Here is a 20,361-nt window from a genome sequence, read left to right as displayed (position 1 = left end):
TCGGCTCGGGTTTGTCCGCGCCAACGGCGCGGACAAACCCGCAACGTCAATAAACGATCTCGATCGAGCTTCCGGCAAACTCGCCGCGCAGCGCCGCGAGTAGTTCGTCGGTCGGCTTCACGCGCCATGCGTCGCCCAGACGCATTTCACCTTCGGCATTCTGGCTACGATAAACCACCTGCACGGCAAGCCCGTTCGGGATCTGCACCGTCTGACGCTGGCCACCGCCGCCATAGCCGCCTCCGTTACGGCCACCACCGTTGCCCCCGCCGTTTCCGCCACGCGATGAAGCCGCCGGCGCCGCTGCCGCCTGCGGTTCGTCCTTGCCCGCGCTATGCGCTTCGAGCACACGACGCAAGGCCAGCGCGTCCGCATTGCCGTTCATCTGCACCTTCACGGCCTCCGCATAACGGCAGCGCGCGCGGCCGAGATCCATGACCGTGTCGACCGTGAAACGGATGCCGCCCGTGAACGCGTCGTTACGCGCCTGACCTTGCACGACCAGCAGTTCGTCTTCCTTGAACAGTTGCTTGTGCGCTTCGAACGTCTCGTTGAAAACCGTGACTTCGCACTGGCCGGTGCCGTCGTCGAGCAGCGCGATCAGCATCTTGCCGCGCTGGGTCATCTGCGTGCGCAGCGAGGCGATCACGCCTGCGACCAGCTTGTCGCGCCCTTCCTTCAGCTCGCCGATCTTCTGGCGCACGAAGCGGCGCACTTCGTCCTTATAGGCGTCGAACAGATGGCCCGACAGGTAGAAGCCGAGTGCGGCCTTCTCTTCCTGCAGCTTTTTCTTTTCCGGCCACTCCGGCTCATCGACCAGTTCGTGACCTTGCGACGGCGCGTCGCCCATGTCGAACAGGCCCGCTTGCAGCGCGTTGGCGCTCGCCTGCTCGGCGGCTTCCATTGCGAGCGAGACCGAAGCGATCAGTTGCGCGCGATTCGCATGCAAGCTGTCGAAAGCGCCGGCGCGGATCAAGGCTTCGACCGTACGGCGATTGACGATGCGGCGGTCGACCCGGTTGCAGAAATCGAAGATGTCGATGAACGGGCCTTCCTCGCGCGCGCGCAGGATTTCTTCGATCGCGTTCTGGCCGCTGCCCTTGATTGCACCGAGGCCGTAACGGATCGTTCGCGAACGCTTGCCGTCAGGCTCGGCCACCGGCTCGAAGCGGTACGCGGACAGATTGACGTCCGGCGGCAGCACCGCCATCTTGTTCACGAGGCAGTCTTCGAACAGGATCTTGACCTTGTCCGTGTCGTCCATAGCGAGCGACATATTCGCCGCCATGAATTCCGCGGGATGGTGCGCCTTCAGCCATGCGGTGTAGTACGCGAGCAGCGCATACGCGGCCGCGTGCGACTTGTTGAAGCCGTAGCCCGCGAACTTCTCCATCAAGTCGAAGATTTCGTCGGCCTTCTCGCCGGTCAGCCCGTTTTTCGCGGCGCCCTGGCGGAACAGCTCGCGATGCTGGGCCATTTCCTCGGCCTTCTTCTTACCCATCGCGCGGCGCAGCAAGTCGGCGCCGCCGAGCGAATAGCCGCCGATGATCTGCGCCATCTGCATCACCTGTTCCTGGTAGACCATGATGCCGTAGGTCTCTTTCAGAACAGGTTCGACGCGCGGATCCGGATACTCGACCACTTCGCGGCCGTGCTTACGCGCGCAGAAGCTCGGGATCAGGTCCATTGGGCCCGGACGGTACAACGCGACCAGCGCGATGATGTCCTCGAAGCGGTCAGGCTGCGCGTCTTTCAGCATGCCCTGCATGCCGCGGCTTTCCAGCTGGAACACGGCGACCGTATTCGCTTTCTTCAGGATCGAGAACGACGCCGGGTCGTCCAGCGGCACCTGCGCGAGCGACCAGTCCTGTTTCGACGGATCGAGGCGCCGGATATAGCGCTCGGCCCAGTCGAGAATCGTCAGCGTGGTGAGACCCAAAAAGTCGAACTTCACGAGGCCGACGGCTTCGACGTCGTCCTTGTCGTACTGGCTCACGACGCCGCTTTCGTCGCCCTGCGTGTACAGCGGGCAGAAATCGGTCAGCTTGCCGGGTGCGATCAGCACACCGCCCGCGTGCATGCCGACGTTCCGCGTCAGCCCTTCCACGCGCTGCGCGAGTTCGAGCAGCTGATGCACTTCGTCTTCGTTGTCGAAACGCTCCTGCAGGAGCGGCTCTTCCTTCATCGCGTCTGCGATCGTGACGTGCTTGCCCGGCTTGAACGGAATCAGCTTGGCGATGCCGTCCGTGAACATGTAGCCGAGATCGAGCACCCGGCCGATGTCGCGCACCGCCGCCTTCGCCGCCATCGTGCCGAACGTGGCGATCTGCGACACGGCGTCCGCACCGTACTTTTCCTTCACGTACTGGATCACGCGATCACGGCCGTGCTGGCAGAAGTCGATGTCGAAGTCGGGCATGGACACCCGCTCCGGATTCAGGAAACGTTCGAACAGCAGGTTGTAGCGCAGCGGATCGAGGTCGGTCACGCCGAGCGCGTACGCGACCAGTGAACCCGCGCCCGAGCCGCGGCCCGGACCGACCGGCACGCCGTTGTTCTTCGCCCAGTTGATGAAGTCCGCCACGATCAGGAAGTAGCCGGGAAAGCCCATCTTGATGATCGTGCCGCACTCGAATTCGAGGCGTTCGTAATACGTCGCGCGCTGTGCGGCACGCTCGGCCTCGTCCGGATACAACTGCTCGAGGCGCTTTTCCAGACCCTCTTTCGACAGATGCACGAGGTAGTCGTCGAGCGACATGCCGTCGGGCGTTGGGAAGAGCGGCAGCTTGGGCTTGCCGAGTTCCAACGTAAGGTTGCAGCGCTTGGCGATTTCCACCGAGTTCGTGAGCGCCGACGGAATGTCCGCGAACAGCGCGGCCATTTCTTCCTGCGTGCGGAAGTACTGCTCGGGCGTAAAGCGCTTCGAGCGGCGCGGATTGGCCAGAATGTCGCCTTCGGAAATACACACGCGCGCTTCGTGCGCGGTGAAGTCGTCCGGCGTCATGAACTGCATGGGATGCGTGGCAACCACCGGCAATTTCAGCGACGCCGCAAGCGCGACCGCCTGCTGCACGTAGTGCTCGCCGCCCGGCTGCCCGCAGCGTTGCACCTCGATATAAAAACCGCCCGGAAACACCTTCGCCCAATGCAGTGCATTGCGTTTTGCCGCTTCTTCGTTACCCGCCGCGAGCGCGAGGCCAATATCGCCCTGCTGCGCGCCGGACAATGCAAGCAGCCCTTCGCCCAGACCGGATTCGAGCCAGCCGGCCTCGATTTCCGCGCGGCCGCGATACTGATTCGTGAGCGACGCCTTGCTGAGCAGTTCGCACAGATTCAGGTAGCCGCGCCGGTCTTTGACGAGCAGCAGCAAACGGGAGGGCTTTTCGCGGTCGTCCGGATTGGTGATCCAGACGTCGCAGCCGGCAATGGGCTTGACCCCTTTGCCGCGAGCTTCCTTGTAGAAACGGACGAGGCCGAAGGCGTTGCCGAGATCGGTGAGGGCGAGCGCGCCCTGGCCGTCTTTGGCAGCGGCCTTGACGACGTCGTCAAGACGCACGATGCCATCGGCAATCGAGAATTCGGAGTGAACGCGAAGATGAACGAAGCGAGGATCTGACATGGGCGACATTGTAACTCCACCCTTCCGGAGATTTCAGGCCAGAACCGCGCGTTGGCCGACCGGCTTAGGACACCGCCGCGCGAGCCGCGCGCACCGGCGCTTCCCGGGCGGCGGACCATACGGACGGCGGTTCGGACGGCGCGGATAGGCGGCAAGTTCGCCGACGATTTGCGCTACCGCAACCCGCTGGCCATTCGGCCAGGTCGGGGAAAGCGCCGGGTTGAGGGATAATACGGGTTTCGCCCTATTCGACGTGGCCGCGCCGCATGGCGGCTGAAGGCGGGAGCCCGATGCGCCCCGTTTTCCGCAACGCCGGCCACCCGCCGGCCACCTCTTACCGCTGGACACTTATGAGTATCGTCAACCTCTCTTCGTATCAATTTGCAACTATCGAAGACACCGCCGCATGGCGCCCGTTCGTCACGGAACGCTGCAATGCGCTGGGCCTGAAGGGCACCGTTCTGCTCGCGCCGGAAGGCATCAACCTGTTCGTCGCCGGCACGCGCGAGAACACCGACGCGTTCATCCACTACATCCGTCACGACGCACTGTTCGAGGGCAAGTTCGCCGATCTGCAGTTCAAGGAAAGCCTGTCGGACAAGCAGCCGTTCACCCGCATGCTGGTCAAGCTCAAGCGCGAAATCATCACGATGAAAAAGCCGGCCATCCGGCCGGAACTCGGCCGCGCGCCGTTCGTCGACGCGCCCACGCTGAAAAGCTGGCTGGACCGCGGTCACGACGACGAAGGCCGCCCCGTGGTGATGCTCGACACGCGCAATGCGTTCGAAGTCGACGTCGGCACGTTCGACAATGCGCTCGACTACCGCATTACCAAATTCAGCGAATTCCCCGAGGTGATCGAGCAGAATCGCGCCGATCTGGAAGGCAAGACGATCGTGTCGTTCTGCACGGGCGGCATTCGCTGCGAGAAGGCCGCGATCCACATGAAGGACGTCGGCATCGAAAACGTGTACCAGCTCGAGGGCGGCATTCTGAAGTATTTCGAGGAAGTGGGCGGCGCGCATTATCACGGCGACTGCTTCGTGTTCGACTACCGCACCGCGCTCAATCCGCAACTGGAGCCTAGCAAGACCACGCAATGCTTCGGCTGCCGGGCCGTGGTCACGCCGGAAGCGCAACAATCGCCGCTGTACGTGGCGGGCAAGACGTGTCCGGAGTGTCACCCGGACAGCAAGGCGGCGCGCGCCGCGTGATGGCGGCGCAGCGAGCGCAATCGGAACGCGGCTTGCCGGCAGAGGCCACCATGACCTACCGCGGACGCTTCGCGCCATCACCCACCGGTCCGCTGCATTTCGGCTCGCTGGTCAGCGCGCTCGCAAGCTGGCTGGACGCGCGTGCGCATCGGGGCGCATGGCTCGTTCGCATCGAGGACATCGACCGCCCGCGTACAGTGCCGGGCGCCGCCGAAGACATTCTCGCCACCCTCGAACGCTTCGGCATGCGCGCGGATGAACCGCCTGTCTGGCAAAGCACGCGCCTCGCGCGTTACGAGCAGGCGCTGGAGCAATTGAAGGCCGCCGGCCTGATCTATCCATGCGGCTGCACGCGCAAGGAGATTGCCGACTCGCTGCTGCATGCGCATGCGCGCAACACCACCCTCGCCTATCCCGGCACCTGCCGCGCCGGCCTGCACGGCAAGCCGGCACGCGCATGGCGCCTGCGCGTGCCCGATGGCGACGCCGCGATCATCACGTTCGAGGACCGCTGGCAAGGCAGGCAGACGCAAAACCTGGCAACGGAAGTCGGCGATTTCGTGCTGAAGCGCGCGGACGACCAGTGGGCGTATCAACTGGCGGTGGTCGTCGACGACGCGGACGCGGGCATCACGCACATCGTGCGCGGCGCGGATCTGATGGATTCGACGGCACGGCAGATCTATCTGCAGCGCTGCCTGGGCGTGCCGACGCCCGAGTATCTGCATGTGCCCGTGGTCACGAACGACCACGGCGAAAAACTCAGCAAGCAGAATGGCGCCACGGCGCTGGACAAGGATAAGCCGCTAGAGGCGCTTAGCGCGGCGGCACGGCATCTCGGGCTCGACTTGCAGAGCGCCGCGGCCCATACGACGCTCGCCGGCTTTTATGCTGCCGCCACGGTGGCATGGGCAAAACGAATGGGATTAGCAGCGGATTAAACGCGATTCGCGTCTGAAAGCGATCTCGCCGTGCGCGGCGTGCGTCGCGCAGACTGGCTGCGCCGACACACCCCCATCAGGAAGACGAAGGCGACTTTCTCGGCATGCCGAACCCGCCCAACAGCGCTGCCAACGGCTGCTTGGAAGCCGGCTTCTGCGGCGCGGCCGAAGCCGCGTCGGCCTCCTCGACCTTGCGCACCGAAGCAGGCGACGGCTCATAAGGCTTCAGGAAGAAATCATCCACAGGCTGCGCGCGATGATGATGCGGCCGGTCGAACGAACCCGACGACGAAGCGCCCGAGCGGCGGCGGCCGCCCCGATCTTCGCGCCCCTCGCTGCTACGCTCGCGCCGCGGCGCGCGCTCTTCATGGTGATGCCGCACCGGCGCTTCCACCGTCAGGCGCTGCACCTCCAGCGGGCGCTTGATCAGCTTTTCGATATCGGCAAGCTGCTTGCGCTCGTTCGGGCTGCACAGCGACAACGCGTCGCCCGAGGCGCCCGCGCGGCCGGTACGGCCGATCCGATGCACGTAGTCTTCCGCGTTGAAGGGCAGATCGAAGTTGATCACCGCCGGCAGTTCGGCGATATCCAGGCCGCGCGCGGCGACATCTGTTGCCACCAGCGCTTCGATCTCGCCGCGCTTGAACGCGTCGAGCGCCTGCATCCGTTCATTCTGCGAGCGGTCGCCGTGAATCGCGGTCGCGATCACGCCGTCGCGCTCCAGGCTGCGCGAGAGACGGCTCGCGCCGATCTTGCTGTTGCAGAACACGATAACCTGCTTGAGGCCGCGCTCGCGAATCAGTTGCACGACCGCGCCGGTCTTGTCGCCCTCGGCGACTTCATAGACGATCTGCCTCACGTTGGTCGCAGTCGAATTGCTGCGCGCGACTTCGATAGTCTGCGGGTCGCGCAGATAGGTGGCGGCGAGCTTCTTGATTTCGCCCGAGAAGGTGGCCGAAAACAGCAGCGTCTGACGTTCTTTCGGCAGCAGGTTCAGAATGCGCTGCAGATCCGGCAGGAAACCCATGTCGAGCATGCGGTCGGCTTCGTCGAGCACGAGAATCTGCACCTGGCCCAGGTTGGCGGTTTTCTGCTGCACATGATCGAGCAGGCGGCCCGGCGTGGCGATCAGAATCTCGACGCCGCGGCGCAGTTGCTCGGATTGCGGATTCATATCCACCCCGCCGAACACCACGGCGCTGCGCAGCGCCGTGTGCTTCGCATAGGCCTGCACGTTCGCGGCGACCTGGTCGGCCAACTCGCGGGTCGGCGTGAGGATCAGCGCGCGCACCGGATGGCGGGCGGGCGAAGCGCTCGTGCTCGCCTGCGGCAGCAGGCGCTGGATGATCGGCAGCGAGAAGCTCGCGGTCTTGCCGGTGCCGGTTTGCGCGGCGCCCATCATGTCACGGCCGGCCAGCACGACGGGAATCGCCTGCTCCTGGATCGGCGTGGGGATGGTGTAGCCCGACTCTTTGACGGCTTTCAGGATGTCGGGCGCGAGGCCGAATTGATCAAAAGTCGAAGTGCTGGGCGTGACGGGTGTGTCGGACATGGTGGCTTTCGCTAAAAATGCGCTTGGCGCGTGCGCGCGGCAGCGGTCGGAACCGCAGAGGGCATTGTGATGAAGGCGGAGCCACGGCGTTCCGCACGGGACCCGTTAGTATTGCGAGTATTGCGGGAAAAAATGCGGCCGGCTCCGGCCGGCGGAAACACCCGCCGGAAAGGCCGGTATTGTAGCACTTCAGCAAAAACACTCATGGCGCTCGTGCCGGCTTTCTGCTTACGCCGGCGAAAGCCGGGCGCCGGCACTCCCGGCACCGGCCGGCACCGGCCGGCGAGCCGCCGCAAAGCACCCGCGGGCATTGGCGCGCTTCGCTCGCAGCGTAGTTCGCGGACACGACAGTGGCGTGACAACACGGTGCCTGCCCGCGGCTTTCACCACGTCTCACGCATCACCATCAGGCGCATCTCGGTCATGTCTTCGATCGCGTAGCGAACGCCTTCACGCCCCAGCCCGGAATCCTTCACGCCGCCATACGGCATGTTGTCGACCCGGAACGACGGCACGTCGTTGATCACCACGCCGCCCACTTCGAGCTCGTCCCACGCGCGATGCGCATGCGCGAGCGAATCCGTGAACACGCCCGCTTGCAGGCCGAAGTCGCTGTCGTTGACGGTCGCAAGCGCAGCGCCGAAATCGTCGAAACGCTCCAGAATCGCCACCGGCCCGAAGGCTTCCTTGCGGTATAGATCCGTGTCGCGCTGCACGCCTTCGAGCAGCGTGGCCTCGAACATCGCGCCCTCCACCTTGCCGCCCGCGACGATTTTCGCGCCCGCCTGCACCGCGCTTTCCATCCAGCCGGCAAGGCGTCTGGACTCCGATTCCGAGATCATCGGCCCGACAAAGGTCTTTTCGTCTTTCGGATCGCCCATCACCAGCGACTTCGTTCTGGCGATCAGCTTCTCGCGCAACGCATCATAGACCTTGGCGTGCACCAGAATCCGCTGCACGCCGATGCAGCTCTGTCCCGACTGGTAGAACGCGCCGAACGCGAGCCGGTCAACCACATAGTCGAGCTTCTCGCCCTGATCGCCGTCGACGATCGCCGCCGCGTTGCCGCCCAATTCCAGAATCACCTTTTTCTTGCCTGCCTTCTTCTTCAGTTCCCAGCCCACCGCGGGCGAGCCGGTGAAGGACAGCAATTTGAAGCGCTCGTCGGTGGTGAACAGATCGGCGCCGTCGCGATGGGCGGGCAGAATCGAGAATGCGCCCTTCGGCAGGTCGGTTTCCGCGAGAATCTCGCCCATGATGAGCGCGCCGACCGGCGTGCGGCTCGCCGGCTTCAACACGAACGGCACGCCGGCCGCGATGGCCGGCGCGACCTTGTGCGCAGTCAGGTTCAGCGGAAAATTGAACGGCGAAATAAACGAACACGGGCCGATCGGCACCCGCTTCACGTAGCCGTGATAGCCCTTGGCGCGCGGCGAAATCTCCAGATTGACGATCTCCCCGTCGATGCGCACCGCTTCCTCCGCTGCCACCTTGAACGTATCGATCAGCCGCGTGACCTCGCCTTTCGAGTCGTTGATCGGCTTGCCGGCTTCAATGCACAGCGCGAGCGCCAGTTCGTCGTAGCGTTCGCGAAAGCGCTTCACGCAATGTTCGAGCACCGCCTGGCGCTTGAACGGCGGGAAAGCGCGCAAGGCCGGCATGGCGTCGACGGCATGGCCGATCGCCTGATCGATCGCGGCGGCGTCGGCCATCGCGACACGCGTGGCGACCTCGCCGCTGAATTTATCGGTGACTTCGAGATCGGTGTTGGCGGCCACCGCAACGTTGGCGAGGTAGTACGGGTAAGTCTTTTGCAACATGACACGTCTCCTTGATCCGATGCCTGCCGAAGCAGGACTGCCAGCCGGGGCCATGCCCCGCGGCCGTTCATTGCCACACATCTGCCGTTCACAATTGCGCCGAAAGCCGCTTGATCTCGCGATTCAGCACGCGTTCGTTGTCCGAATAGTCGATTGGCAGGTCGATCACATGCACGCCGGGCGTCGCGAAACATTCACGCAGCAACGGCGCGAACTCCGCCGCCGTTTCGATACGGTGACCTTTCGCCCCGTAGCTCTGCGCGTAAGCGACGAAATCCGGATTGCTGAGCGTCATGCCGTAGTCGGGGAAATTCATGTTTTCCTGCTTCCAGCGGATCATGCCGAACGCGTCGTCGCGCAAAATCAGGATCACCAGATCCAGCCTCAGCCGCACCGCCGTTTCGAGTTCCTGCGAATTCATCATGAAACCGCCGTCGCCGCATACGGCCATGACCTTGCGGTCCGGGTGCACGATCTTGGTGGCGATCGCGGACGGCAGACCCGCGCCCATCGACGCCAACGCGTTGTCGAGCAGCAGCGAATTCGGTTCGTGCGCGCGGTAGTAGCGGGCGAACCAGATCTTGTACATGCCGTTGTCCAGACACACGATACCGTCCACCGGCGTGGTCTCGTACACGTCGTTGACGATCCGCACCGGGTACATGGGAAAGCGGTCGTCGTGCTGGCCTTTGACCAGATGCGCCTCGAAGTGCTCCTTGATTTCCTTGAAGCGCGTGAAGTCCCAATGCTCCTGCCGCTGCTTGAGACTTTCCTTGAGCTGCCACACGGCGTTGGCGATATCGCCCACCACTTCGATCTGCGGGAAGTAGACCGTATCGACTTCCGCGCCGAGGAAGTTGACGTGAATCACCGTCTTCTCGCCCGCGTCGCCGCTGCGCATGAAAAACGGCGGCTTCTCGATCACGTCGTGACCGACATTGATGATGCAGTCCGCGTGGTCGATCGCGCGGTGCACGAAGTCGCCGTCGGACAGCGTCGCATTGCCCAGCCACATGGGATGCGATTCGTCGATCACGCCTTTGCCCATCTGCGTGGTGAAAAACGGAATGCCGATCTGGTCGACGAACTCGCGCAGCATCTTCGTGGTGGTCTTGCGATTGCCGCCCGCGCCGATCATCAGTAACGGATGCTTCGCGCCGGTGATCGCCTCGACCGCGCGCGCCACGGCTTTTTCCTCGGCGACGGGGCGGCGGCTGTAGCTCTTCGGAATCGGCTTGCCATCGCCCTCTTCGTGCGCCACGTCTTCAGGCAATTCGAGGTGCGTGGCGCCGGGCCGTTCTTCTTCCGCCTGCCGGGCCGCCTCGCGCACCGCCGCAGGAATATTGGCGACCGACACGATCTGCCGCGTGTATTTGGTGAGCGGCTCCATCATGCGCACCACGTCGACGATCTGGAAATGCCCTTGCTTGCTCGACTTGATCGGCTTTTGCCCGGTGACCATCAGCATCGGCATGCCGCCCAGTTGCGCGTACGCCGCGGCGGTCACGAGGTTGGTCGCGCCCGGGCCGAGCGTGGCCAGACATACGCCGATGCGGCCGGTAAGACGCCCGTACGTGGCGGCCATGAAACCGGCCGCCTGTTCGTGGCGCGTGAGGATCAGACGGATTTTCGAGCGGCGCAGCGATTCGAGCAGATCTAGGTTTTCTTCACCGGGAATGCCGAACACATACTCGACACCTTCGGCTTCCAGCGATTTGACGAACAGGTCCGATGCTTTCATTGAGGGTCTCGCTTGATGATACGGACGCGGGCCGCAACCCCGGCGCCGGGGTCCGGAAACGGACGATCGAAGACGACGACAGCCACGCGGACGCCGCCCGGCATGGCTGCATGGCATCACGCGAGCGCGCGGCGAATGCCATGCGCGACAGCTTACTACTCGAACGGAAATGATGTGCGCGGGCGGCCGGTGCCGCGCGGCAGAAGTGTGATGGCACGGGCGGCGGCACAGATGGGAAGAGCCGCCGCATCGCGCTCAGCGATTGATGGTCACGCAGTCCGACAGCATGGGCGGTGCGTTTTCGCCGTCCATTGCGTCGTACAGGTCGGCGCGCGGCCCCTTGGTCCACCAGGTGTAGCTGCCGGCCTGATATTTCGCGCCGGAAGCCGACAGGGTGTTGACGAACAGCATCTGCTTGCCCTTCACCGGCACGAGCGCGAAGCTCTGGCCGTTCGCCGTGTTCCAGTAAGTGACCTGCAGGATCTTGCCGGTTGCACAGGTGTATTTGTGCGTCTGACGGTTTTTGGCCTGAATCTCCGAGAACTGCAACGGCGCGGCGCACGCACTGCCGTATAGCGCCGCGAAACCTGCCGCCGTGATTACCGCAACCCGCCATTTCTTCATGAGATGCCTCGATCGTTGCTACCAGTCAAACACGGACGGCGCGCGGCATGTCGCGCCTCGGGCCGCGGCCCGGGACGGACGACGGATCGATCATGGATCGATCACGTCGGCGCATGCATCGGTCGGCGCGGCGGCCACGTGCCCGACCAGCGGCACGATTTTCAAACCGGCCGAAGCGACCCGGCACGGCGCGGCCGCGAGGCCGCATCCCGTCAACCCGGCACACAGCGCGAACAGCACGCCGAGTGCGCCGAGACGGCGGGCCAAACCGCGCCACATGTCGTTGCGGATTTCCAGCGCCATACGTACCTCTACTTCAATGAGCTTCAATGAGCCCGACGAGCTCGATCAGCCGGATTGCGCGCGGCGATTATGCCGGGCGCGCGGGACAGGCAACGCGTGGCCGTTCGTCACGGCGCTTCCCGTGCATCTCGCCGGCTCATTTCGCCAACTTATTTCGCCGACACCGGCCGCACCGCCGCCGCAGCCTGCTTCGCGCGCGAGCGGGCTTCGTCGGTGGTCTCGCCGGTGGCGAGCGCCACGCCCATGCGGCGCTTGACGAAGCTCTCCGGCTTGCCGAACAGGCGCAGGTCCGCGTTCGGCACCGCCAACGCCGCGGCCACGCCTTCGAACGCAATGCCGGCCTCGTCGAGCCCGCCATAAATCACCGCCGACGCACCCGGCGCCCGCAGCGACGTATCCACCGGCAAACCGAGGATCGCGCGCGCGTGCAGTTCGAATTCCGAAAAGCGTTGCGAGCACAGCGTGACAAGACCAGTGTCGTGCGGACGCGGACTCACTTCCGAAAACCATACGTCATCGCCGCGCACGAAAAGTTCCACGCCGAACAGGCCGCGCCCGCCGAGCGCGGCCGTCACCTTGTGCGCCACTTCACGCGAACGTTCGAGCGCGAGCGGGCTCATGGGCTGTGGCTGCCACGATTCCACGTAGTCGCCCGCCACCTGCACGTGGCCGATCGGGTCGCAGAAATACGTGCTGACCTCGCCGCTCGCGGGGTTGATCGCGCGCACAGTCAATTGCGTGATTTCGTATTCGAAGTCGATGAAGCCTTCGACGATCACACGGCCGTGATTCACGCGGCCGCCGGCCATCGCGTATTGCCATGCGGGTTCGACGTCGGCGTCGCCGCGCAGCACCGACTGGCCCTTGCCCGATGACGACATGACCGGCTTCACCACGCACGGATAGCCGACTTTGGCGATGCCCGCGCGCAGTTCGTCGAGCGAATCGGCGAACGCGTACGGCGAGGTCGGCAGGCCGAGTTCCTCAGCGGCGAGACGGCGGATGCCTTCGCGGTTCATGGTGAGCTGCGTGGCGCGCGCGGTCGGGATCACTTCGGCGAGACCGGCGCTTTCGATGGCGGCGAGTTCGTCCGTCGCGATCGCCTCGATCTCGGGGACGATCAGATGCGGCCGCTCCTGTTCCACCAGCGCGCGCAGCGCGGCGCGATCGGTCATGTCGATCACGTGCGCGCGGTGCGCCACCTGGTGGCCAGGCGCATTCGGGTAACGGTCGACGGCGATCACTTCGACGCCCAGCCGCTGCAGCGCGATGATCACTTCCTTGCCGAGCTCGCCGGCGCCGAGCAGCATGACACGCGTGGCGGATTCAGAAAGGGGCGTGCCGATCCGTTGGCCGATCTGCATGGGGTCTCCAGATAAAAGTCGGATGAGGGTGGGATTGGGTAGAACACGATGTTAACATGCGGACCCCTCGCCGCACCTTGCTCGCGGGCGCATCCCGATCCGCGCTTGCAAGGGCGGCGGCGGCGCACGATTGCCCACAACCTCGGCGCACAACGCACCGCGGCCCTGAATAAGCGCGTGGCACGCCAATGCTCTCGCGTGCGGCGAGCTTAGTGCGTTACCCTTACGCCTTCGCCAGTTTGAAGAGGAACGACGCCATGCTCCAAAGCTCCTCCGCGCGACGTGTTGCGCGCTTCACCCCGTATCTGCGCACCGCCTTCGCCGCGTTGAGCGTCGCCGCGCTGTTGAGCGCCTGCGCGATCCCGAAACACCCCGACTCGGAAGCCGTCGCGCCCGATCCATTCAATCCCGCCGCCACCCAGCTGCTCGACGACACCAGCTGGGTGCTGAGCGCGTGGAAACAGGCCGACGGCACCGCACGCGCGGTTCCGTCCGCCGACCAGGGCGCGCCGATCACGCTCACGCTTTCCACCTCGACCGGTCAACGGCACGCCAGCGGCTTTTCCGGCTGCAACCGCTACATGGGCTCGTACGCGCTGAAAGACGGCAAGCTGAGCTTCGGCACGCTGGGCGGCACGCGCATGGCGTGCATGACGCCGGGCGGGCAGATCGAAGGCGCGTATCTCAACGCGCTCACGCACATCGACCGCACCGGCGTGCAAATGCGCGCGCCGCAGCAGATGCAACTGGTGCTCGACAACGGCGACACGCTGACCTTCGACCGCAGCACCAGATGAGGACGAAATGAGCAGCACGCGGATCGCCCGCCTCGCGGCAAGGCGCGCTGATGGGCGAACCTGCGCGCCGCGCTCGGGACGGTCCGCATGACAGGTGAAGGCGGTCCCGACCGCCGTTGTATTTCACCGACGGCGGGCCGCGCGCCGGTCTGCTTTCCAACTGGACGCAAGCATACTTGCGTCTGCCTTCGAAGCATCGGGCTTCGCCGGTTTAAACTCGACGGATTGCGTTTGCGCGCGTCCGTCATTCGTTGATGTCTAGTATGCACACGGTAGTTTTCGGCTGGTTCGGCGGGTCGGCCGTCTGGTTCATTCCTCTTTTGTGGCGTCTCGTGAAGTCGGCGCTGCCGGGCGGCGCGGGTCTGCGCGGGCCCGGCACGATCCGGCTGTGGCTCGGCTTCGTCTGCGTGCTGGTGGCGAGCTGCATGCTCGAGGCGTCGCTGATCGATGTGGCCGGCGTGAATGGCTTCGGCCATGTGCTCGCCGCGGGCTCCGGCCGCCTGCTCGGGCATATCGGCACGCCGCTGGCGGCGCTCGCGCTGCTGCTCGTCAGCCTGCCCTGGCTGCTCGATTTCCGCTGGCGCGATTTTGCTGCATGGGCCGACGGCGCCTTCGGCCTCGGCCTGTCGCGCGGCCTTGCCAAACGCGACGAGGAAGCGCGCCGTCATCGCAGCGCCGATGATGGTTTGCCGTCGCACGTTTCGCCGGCCACCAATACGATGGCGCCCAAAACCAACGGACGTTATGCGCGTCCTACGGTCTGGCGGCCTCCGGCACGCGGACGCGACGCGGCGGCGGGCGCTGCGGCGGCAGCCGCAGGCAAGGATGCGGCGGCGCGCGGTGCAGGCGCGAGCTGGCGCACCGGGGCGGCAGCGCCGCGCAGCCAGGCGGCGCAGGCCGAGCCGGTGCTGCGCACAGGCGCCGCGACGACACCGCCACGGCATGTGCCGATGCAAACGCAACCACTTAACGCGGACAAAGCTGCGTGGATGCCGGCCGAGCCGGTCGCGCCGGCTGGTTGGCTGCGCGGCGCCGGGCCGCACGCGGCAGCGCCGGTAGCGGGGTCGATGGCGGGATCGGGTGTATCCGGGGCCGCGGCTCGCGACGCCGCATTGCAGGTTGGACGTCGCTCGGCAGGCGAGCAGCGGCCGGTGGGATCGTCGGGCGGCGGTGCGGGCTTGGCGGCGGGGGCGGGCTTCGCTGCTGCGGGTGCTGCGGGTGCTGCGGGTGCTGTGGGAGCGACGGGTACTGCGAACGCCGCAGCTGCTGCGGGAGCGGCTACGGCGGCCAGGACAGCGCAAGCAGCTCATGCAGGCCATGCGGCGGCCACCCGCACCACGGCAACCGCGCGCGCCGTGCCGGGCGCGGCCTCGCACTCGGCTACGGGCGACACGGGGAACACATCCGGCGAGGGTCGTCCGTCGACGACTGCCAAAGGCACGACCGCTCCGGTGTCTTCCGTCAATCGCACGGCGGCGCCTCTGCAAGCTTTCTCGCCGGCCTCGCATTCAAGCGACGTCACGCGTACGCCAGCAACACGTCAGCCGCCCAGCTTCACGCGGCCGATGCCCACGACACAGAAAGTCGCGCCACCCGCCAGTGTGCAGGAGACGCTGCGCAGCATCGCGGAAAACGCCGCCCGCTGGACCGACCTTGCCGGGGTCAGCCTCGCGCGCAGCAGCGGCGCGGAGACCGCGAAGGTCGCGAGTGTGCCGGACGACGTGCCGTCGTTCGAGGGACCGCAATCGAGTGTGGATGTGCCGGGAACGGACGCGGTTGAAACGCCTTTGACACTGGATGTGCCGGTGTCTTCGCTGGAAGTTGTCGAAAGTGGGTCGGCCGGGAGTCCGGTAAAGACGGCGGTCGATTCGCCGCGAATGGAAGCCGCGTTGGATGTACCGCTGGAAGCCTGCCACGAGCCCGTCGTGCAATGGCCGATCGAGCCGCCGGTCATTCGGCCGCCGTTGACGGCGGCACCGGTAGCGGAGCCCACGCTTGCACCTGCACCTGCACCTGCACCTGCACCTGCACCTGCACCTGCACCTGCACCTGCACCTGCACCTGCACCTGCACCTGCATCGCAGTATGTGCCACCGGTCGCTACGCCTACCCCGTTCCAGATCTTCGCGGCACAGTTGCAAGCAAGCGAAGCAGACCCGGATGCATCGCCGTTCGAAGACGATTCCGCACAGTCGACACCTCGCGCCGACGGCCACGTGAACCCGGGCGTCGAAGTCGCGCCGACGCTCAGCCAGCCAGCGGATCCTCGAGAAGTGATCGCGCCGAAGATTGCCGAGGCACCGGCTGCGTCTGCGATCGCCGAACAGATGGAAGAAACCGCACCGGTTATCGAGTCGCAAGCCACTGCGCCTGCGCCGATCGCGGAAGTCGTGATCGATAAAACACTCGTGCCTTGGGAAGCCGAGCTCGATGCCACCTTGTCGCAACATGCGGCTTCGTCGTTGAGCGGGCCGGCTGTCGGCAGCGTCGCGGCGTCGAGTGAAGTTGTCCACACGCATGACGTCACGCTGTCGCCGGGTATCGCGCACACTGCCGAATCCGCAGCGCCAATCGAAACGGAAACGGTGGAGTACTCCCCTGCCCTGTCGGACGCACCCGAAGCATCGGGCTCGCTAACCGGCGCGCGCACTGCAAACACAACGACCGCAGTGACCGCGGTGCCGCCGCCAGGCATCGCGCCGCACGCAAGCGACTCGTCAACCACTACACCCGCGGCAAACACAACCACCGCCGCATCGCCCGACATCGCATCGCACGCATCGAACGTGGTTCGCTTTCCGGGCTTTGCGGTTCACGCCGCGCCCGTCGCATCCGATGTCGTTGCCGACGAACCGGTCACCGCAGAAGACCGGCTCAACGAAGTCGCGATCTCGCCGGCAGCATCGGCACCGCTCGCCGCGGTCCCGCTCGCCGCCACACCCCTAGCCGCACCGGACAGCCCTACGGCTACGGCCACAGAGCCCACCGAACCCACCGTCCAACGCCCACCGCTGCGCGGCCACAACCCCGCCAACGGCTTCGAGTTCCGCGCGCCCGCGGCGTCGATGGTCGAACTGCCCACGCTCGATCTGCTCGCGCCCGCGGACATCGACGTCGAACCGGTCTCCGAAGAAAAGCTGATCGAAACCGGCCTGCTGATCGAACAGCGTCTGCAGGAATTCAAGGTGCCGGTCACGGTCGTCGGCGCGTCGGCCGGCCCGGTCATCACGCGCTTCGAAGTCGAGCCGGCGCTCGGCGTGCGCGGCAGCCAGATCGTCGGTCTGATGAAGGACCTGTCGCGCGGCCTCGGCCTGACGTCCATCCGCGTGGTCGAGACGATTCCCGGCAAGACCTGCATGGGCCTCGAATTGCCGAACGCCAGGCGTCAGACGATCCGTCTATCCGAAATTCTCGAAGCGAGCGTCTACCAGAATTCGCATTCGCAACTGACGCTCGCTATGGGCAAGGACATCACCGGCCACCCGGTGGTCGCCGATCTGGCCAAGGCGCCGCACATGCTGGTCGCCGGCACGACCGGTTCGGGCAAGTCGGTGGCGATCAACGCGATGATCTGCTCGCTGCTCTACAAGGCGACGCCCGAAGAAGTGCGCCTCATCATGATCGATCCGAAGATGCTGGAGCTCTCGGTCTACGAAGGCATTCCGCATCTGCTCGCGCCGGTCGTCACCGACATGAAGCTGGCCGCCAACGCGCTCAACTGGTGTGTCGGCGAAATGGAAAAACGCTACCGCCTGATGTCGGCGGTCGGCGTGCGCAACCTGGCCGGCTTCAACCAGAAGATCCGCGACACCGAAGCCAAGGGCAAGAAGCTCGGCAATCCGTTCTCGCTGACGCCTGAAGCGCCCGAACCGCTCGCGCCGCTGCCGCTGATCGTGGTGGTGATCGACGAACTGGCCGACCTGATGATGGTGGCCGGCAAGAAGATCGAAGAGCTGATCGCGCGGCTTGCGCAAAAGGCGCGCGCCGCCGGCATCCACCTGATTCTGGCGACGCAGCGTCCTTCGGTGGACGTGATCACCGGCCTCATCAAGGCGAACATTCCAACGCGCGTGGCGTTCCAGGTGTCGTCGAAGATCGACTCGCGCACGATTCTCGATCAGATGGGCGCCGAGTCGCTGCTCGGCCAGGGCGACATGCTGTTCTTGCCGCCCGGCACGGGTTATCCGCAACGGGTGCACGGCGCGTTCGTCGCCGATGAAGAAGTGCATCGGATCGTCGAGTATCTGAAGCAGTTCGGCGAGCCGCAGTACGAGGAAGGTATTCTCGACGGCCCGGCCACCGACGGCGGCGCGGCACAGGACCTGTTCGGCGAAGCGCCGGACGCGGAAGCCGATCCGCTCTACGACGAAGCCGTCGCCTTCGTGGTGCGCACGCGGCGCGCGTCGATCTCGTCGGTGCAGCGGCAATTGCGCATCGGCTATAACCGCGCGGCGCGCCTTGTCGAGCAGATGGAAACCGCGGGTCTCGTATCCGCGATGGGCATCAACGGCAGCCGCGAAGTGCTGGCGCCCGGGCCGGCGGAATAAGCGGCTATCGGGGGCCATCGCCCGCGTAAAACCAGCGCAGAAAAATGGGCCGCTTGAAACAACGAGCGGCCCATTTTTTTTCATCCCGCGCGCGCAGTCACATCGCGCGCTTCGTCGTCGCTTACGACGGCGAGACCAGCTTGAAATCCACCGGCGAGCCAATCTCGATCCGCTTCGGATTCGCTTCGAGCAGACCGCTCTGCGGGTCGCGCCGGAACACATACACGGAATCGCTGTTCTGGTTGCCGACGATCAGCCAGTTGCCGGTCGGGTCGATCGCGAATTCGCGCGGTGATTTGCCGAGGCTCGATTGATGCCCGATCTTCTTGAGATGCCCGTTGGCAGGGTCGACCGAAAAGATCACGATGTCGTTCGCGTCGCCGCGATTGGAGGCGTACAGGAAGCGCCCATCCGGCGACAGGTGGATCGCCGAGCCGCCCACCGCGCCCTTGAAGCCGGGTTCGGTCAGCGCAAGCGTTTGCACCTGCGTGAGCTTGCCGTCGTTGTAATCGAACGTGCTGACGGTACCGGCCAGTTCGCTCGTCAGATACGCGTGCTTGCCGTCCGCGCCGAACACCAGATGGCGCGGACCCGTGCCGGCTTTCTCCTGGGTGTAGCGCCAGTCGGTCGGGCCGAACAGGCCGCGGCGGCCGTCGGGCGTGTAGCGGTACGAGTACAGCTTGTCCGCGCCGAGATCCTGCGCGAACAGATAGTGGCCGTCCGGCGAGAACACGGTGGAGTGAACATGCGAATTGTCCTGCCGGCCCTTCACCGGACCACCGCCCTCGTGATGCACCGTGAGCACCGACGCACCGACCTGGCCGTCAGCCTGCAATGGGAACACCGCGAAGCTGCCGCCCGGGTCGGCGGCCACCGAGTAGTTCGCGCTCAGCAGATATCTGCCGTCCGGCGACAGGCTCAGATAACAGGGATCATTGCCTTCCGACGACACCTGGTTGAGGAACGTCAGTTGCCCGCTCGCGGCGTCGAAACGGAAGGCGCTGATGCCGCCGCGCTGCGTGGCCGGGCCGTTGTCGCCGGGCAATTCGTTGACCGCGTAGACGAAGCGGCGGTCGCGGCTCACCACCAGATACGACGGGTTGACCGTCTGCGCGACCGATACGCGCGTCGCTTCGCCCGTCTTCGTGTCGAAGCGATAGACGTACAAGCCTTCGCTCCTGCCGCCGGTATAGGTGCCGACCAGCATGTCATAGACGCCGTCGGCGGGGACCGGGCCGGAATCTTGCGCAAACGCATGCGAAGCAACAATCGAGACCATGAGCACGAAACCTTTTATTATCGAGCGGGCGGAGCGCAATGGAGCGGCCTGCCCCGCGCGCATTGAAGTGCAATCAGCAGAAAGCAGGTGAGAACTTGCGACGGCACGCATCGCGGCCCGGTGACGACGAAGCATTTGACCTCCTCCTCATTCGTTATCTGGTGAAACCGGTTATAAGGGTGTGGCTGGTCTGCCGCGCAAACGGTCGAGCGTTGTTGTTATCGAAAGAAGTATAAAAGCGTTGTGTCGGATCATGCAGCGAATCCCGTCTGCCGGTATCCGGCGAGCAGGCACTTGCCGCATGCGGTAGCAATCGTCCCGCCTGACAGGGCATTTTTTCAATCGCCTCTCACTCTACGGAGTATTCATGAACGTCACACTCAGTCTGGGCCCGCTGGTTTCGTTGATCGCCGGTATTCTGATTCTCATCATGCCGCGCCTGTTGAACTACATCGTCGCGCTCTATCTGATCATCATCGGCATCATTGGGATCTTCGGCGTGGGGTCGTCGCACTTCTGAGGGCCGTGGCACCCGGTTCATGCAGCATCAGGCACACGGA

General features: G+C 65.1%; 13 protein-coding genes. 5 read left to right on the top strand and 8 right to left on the bottom strand.

Going from position 1 to position 20,361, the window contains the following annotated elements; translation table 11 throughout:
* Positions 1-46: 46 nt before the first annotated feature.
* Positions 47-3,628, bottom strand: a complete 3,582-nt coding sequence (dnaE, locus tag BXE_RS05645) for a DNA polymerase III subunit alpha (RefSeq protein ID WP_011487424.1) — start codon at positions 3,626-3,628, stop codon at positions 47-49.
* Positions 3,629-3,969: 341 nt separating this feature from the next.
* Here dnaE and BXE_RS05640 point away from each other — a divergent pair, with 341 nt between their 5' ends.
* Together BXE_RS05640 and gluQRS are read left to right on the top strand one after the other, a co-directional pair.
* A complete protein-coding gene (locus BXE_RS05640) occupies positions 3,970-4,833 on the top strand; it encodes a sulfurtransferase (protein WP_011487423.1) in 864 nt (287 codons plus the stop codon).
* Positions 4,834-4,883: 50 nt separating this feature from the next.
* Positions 4,884-5,774, top strand: coding sequence for a tRNA glutamyl-Q(34) synthetase GluQRS (gene gluQRS, locus BXE_RS05635; RefSeq protein WP_011487422.1), 891 nt, complete (start codon positions 4,884-4,886; stop codon positions 5,772-5,774).
* Between the two features lie 76 nt (positions 5,775-5,850).
* On the opposite strand, the gene BXE_RS05630 is transcribed toward gluQRS, so the two are convergent.
* From BXE_RS05630 to purT, 6 genes are all read right to left on the bottom strand, one after another.
* Positions 5,851-7,326, bottom strand: a complete 1,476-nt coding sequence (locus tag BXE_RS05630) for a DEAD/DEAH box helicase (RefSeq protein WP_011487421.1) — start codon at positions 7,324-7,326, stop codon at positions 5,851-5,853.
* 383 nt (positions 7,327-7,709) lie between these two features.
* Complete coding sequence (locus BXE_RS05625) at positions 7,710-9,146, bottom strand: aldehyde dehydrogenase family protein (RefSeq protein WP_011487419.1); 1,437 nt, start codon at positions 9,144-9,146, stop codon at positions 7,710-7,712.
* Between the two features lie 88 nt (positions 9,147-9,234).
* A complete protein-coding gene (locus BXE_RS05620) occupies positions 9,235-10,887 on the bottom strand; it encodes an acetolactate synthase large subunit (RefSeq protein ID WP_011487418.1) in 1,653 nt (550 codons plus the stop codon).
* 255 nt (positions 10,888-11,142) lie between these two features.
* Positions 11,143-11,511, bottom strand: a complete 369-nt coding sequence (locus tag BXE_RS05615; RefSeq protein ID WP_011487417.1) for an MliC family protein — start codon at positions 11,509-11,511, stop codon at positions 11,143-11,145.
* Between the two features lie 90 nt (positions 11,512-11,601).
* The gene (locus BXE_RS05610; protein WP_011487416.1) at positions 11,602-11,814 is read right to left on the bottom strand and encodes a DUF6726 family protein; all 213 of its coding nucleotides are present in this window, start codon (positions 11,812-11,814) and stop codon (positions 11,602-11,604) included.
* 149 nt (positions 11,815-11,963) lie between these two features.
* The gene (gene purT / locus BXE_RS05605) at positions 11,964-13,178 is read right to left on the bottom strand and encodes a formate-dependent phosphoribosylglycinamide formyltransferase (protein WP_011487415.1); all 1,215 of its coding nucleotides are present in this window, start codon (positions 13,176-13,178) and stop codon (positions 11,964-11,966) included.
* 257 nt (positions 13,179-13,435) lie between these two features.
* Between purT and BXE_RS05600 the strand changes: the two genes are divergently transcribed.
* Complete coding sequence (locus BXE_RS05600) at positions 13,436-13,975, top strand: META domain-containing protein (protein ID WP_011487414.1); 540 nt, start codon at positions 13,436-13,438, stop codon at positions 13,973-13,975.
* Positions 13,976-14,238: 263 nt separating this feature from the next.
* The gene (locus BXE_RS47095; RefSeq protein ID WP_038456670.1) at positions 14,239-18,522 is read left to right on the top strand and encodes an FtsK/SpoIIIE family DNA translocase; all 4,284 of its coding nucleotides are present in this window, start codon (positions 14,239-14,241) and stop codon (positions 18,520-18,522) included.
* Positions 18,523-18,643: 121 nt separating this feature from the next.
* Here the strand turns inward: BXE_RS47095 and BXE_RS05590 are convergent, their stop codons facing one another.
* Positions 18,644-19,936 (bottom strand): lactonase family protein, encoded by a 1,293-nt coding sequence (locus tag BXE_RS05590; protein WP_081435491.1) that lies wholly within the window; start codon positions 19,934-19,936, stop codon positions 18,644-18,646.
* Between the two features lie 232 nt (positions 19,937-20,168).
* Between BXE_RS05590 and BXE_RS43905 the strand changes: the two genes are divergently transcribed.
* Entirely contained in the window at positions 20,169-20,321 is a 153-nt protein-coding gene (locus BXE_RS43905; RefSeq protein ID WP_011487411.1) for a DUF3096 domain-containing protein, read from the top strand.
* The last annotated feature ends 40 nt before the right edge of the window (positions 20,322-20,361 follow it).

It is taken from the genome of Paraburkholderia xenovorans LB400 (genome assembly GCF_000013645.1).
Lineage (GTDB): Bacteria > Pseudomonadota > Gammaproteobacteria > Burkholderiales > Burkholderiaceae > Paraburkholderia > Paraburkholderia xenovorans.
Note: the sequence above shows the minus strand (reverse complement) of the source record. Positions and strands in the feature narration are given on the sequence as shown.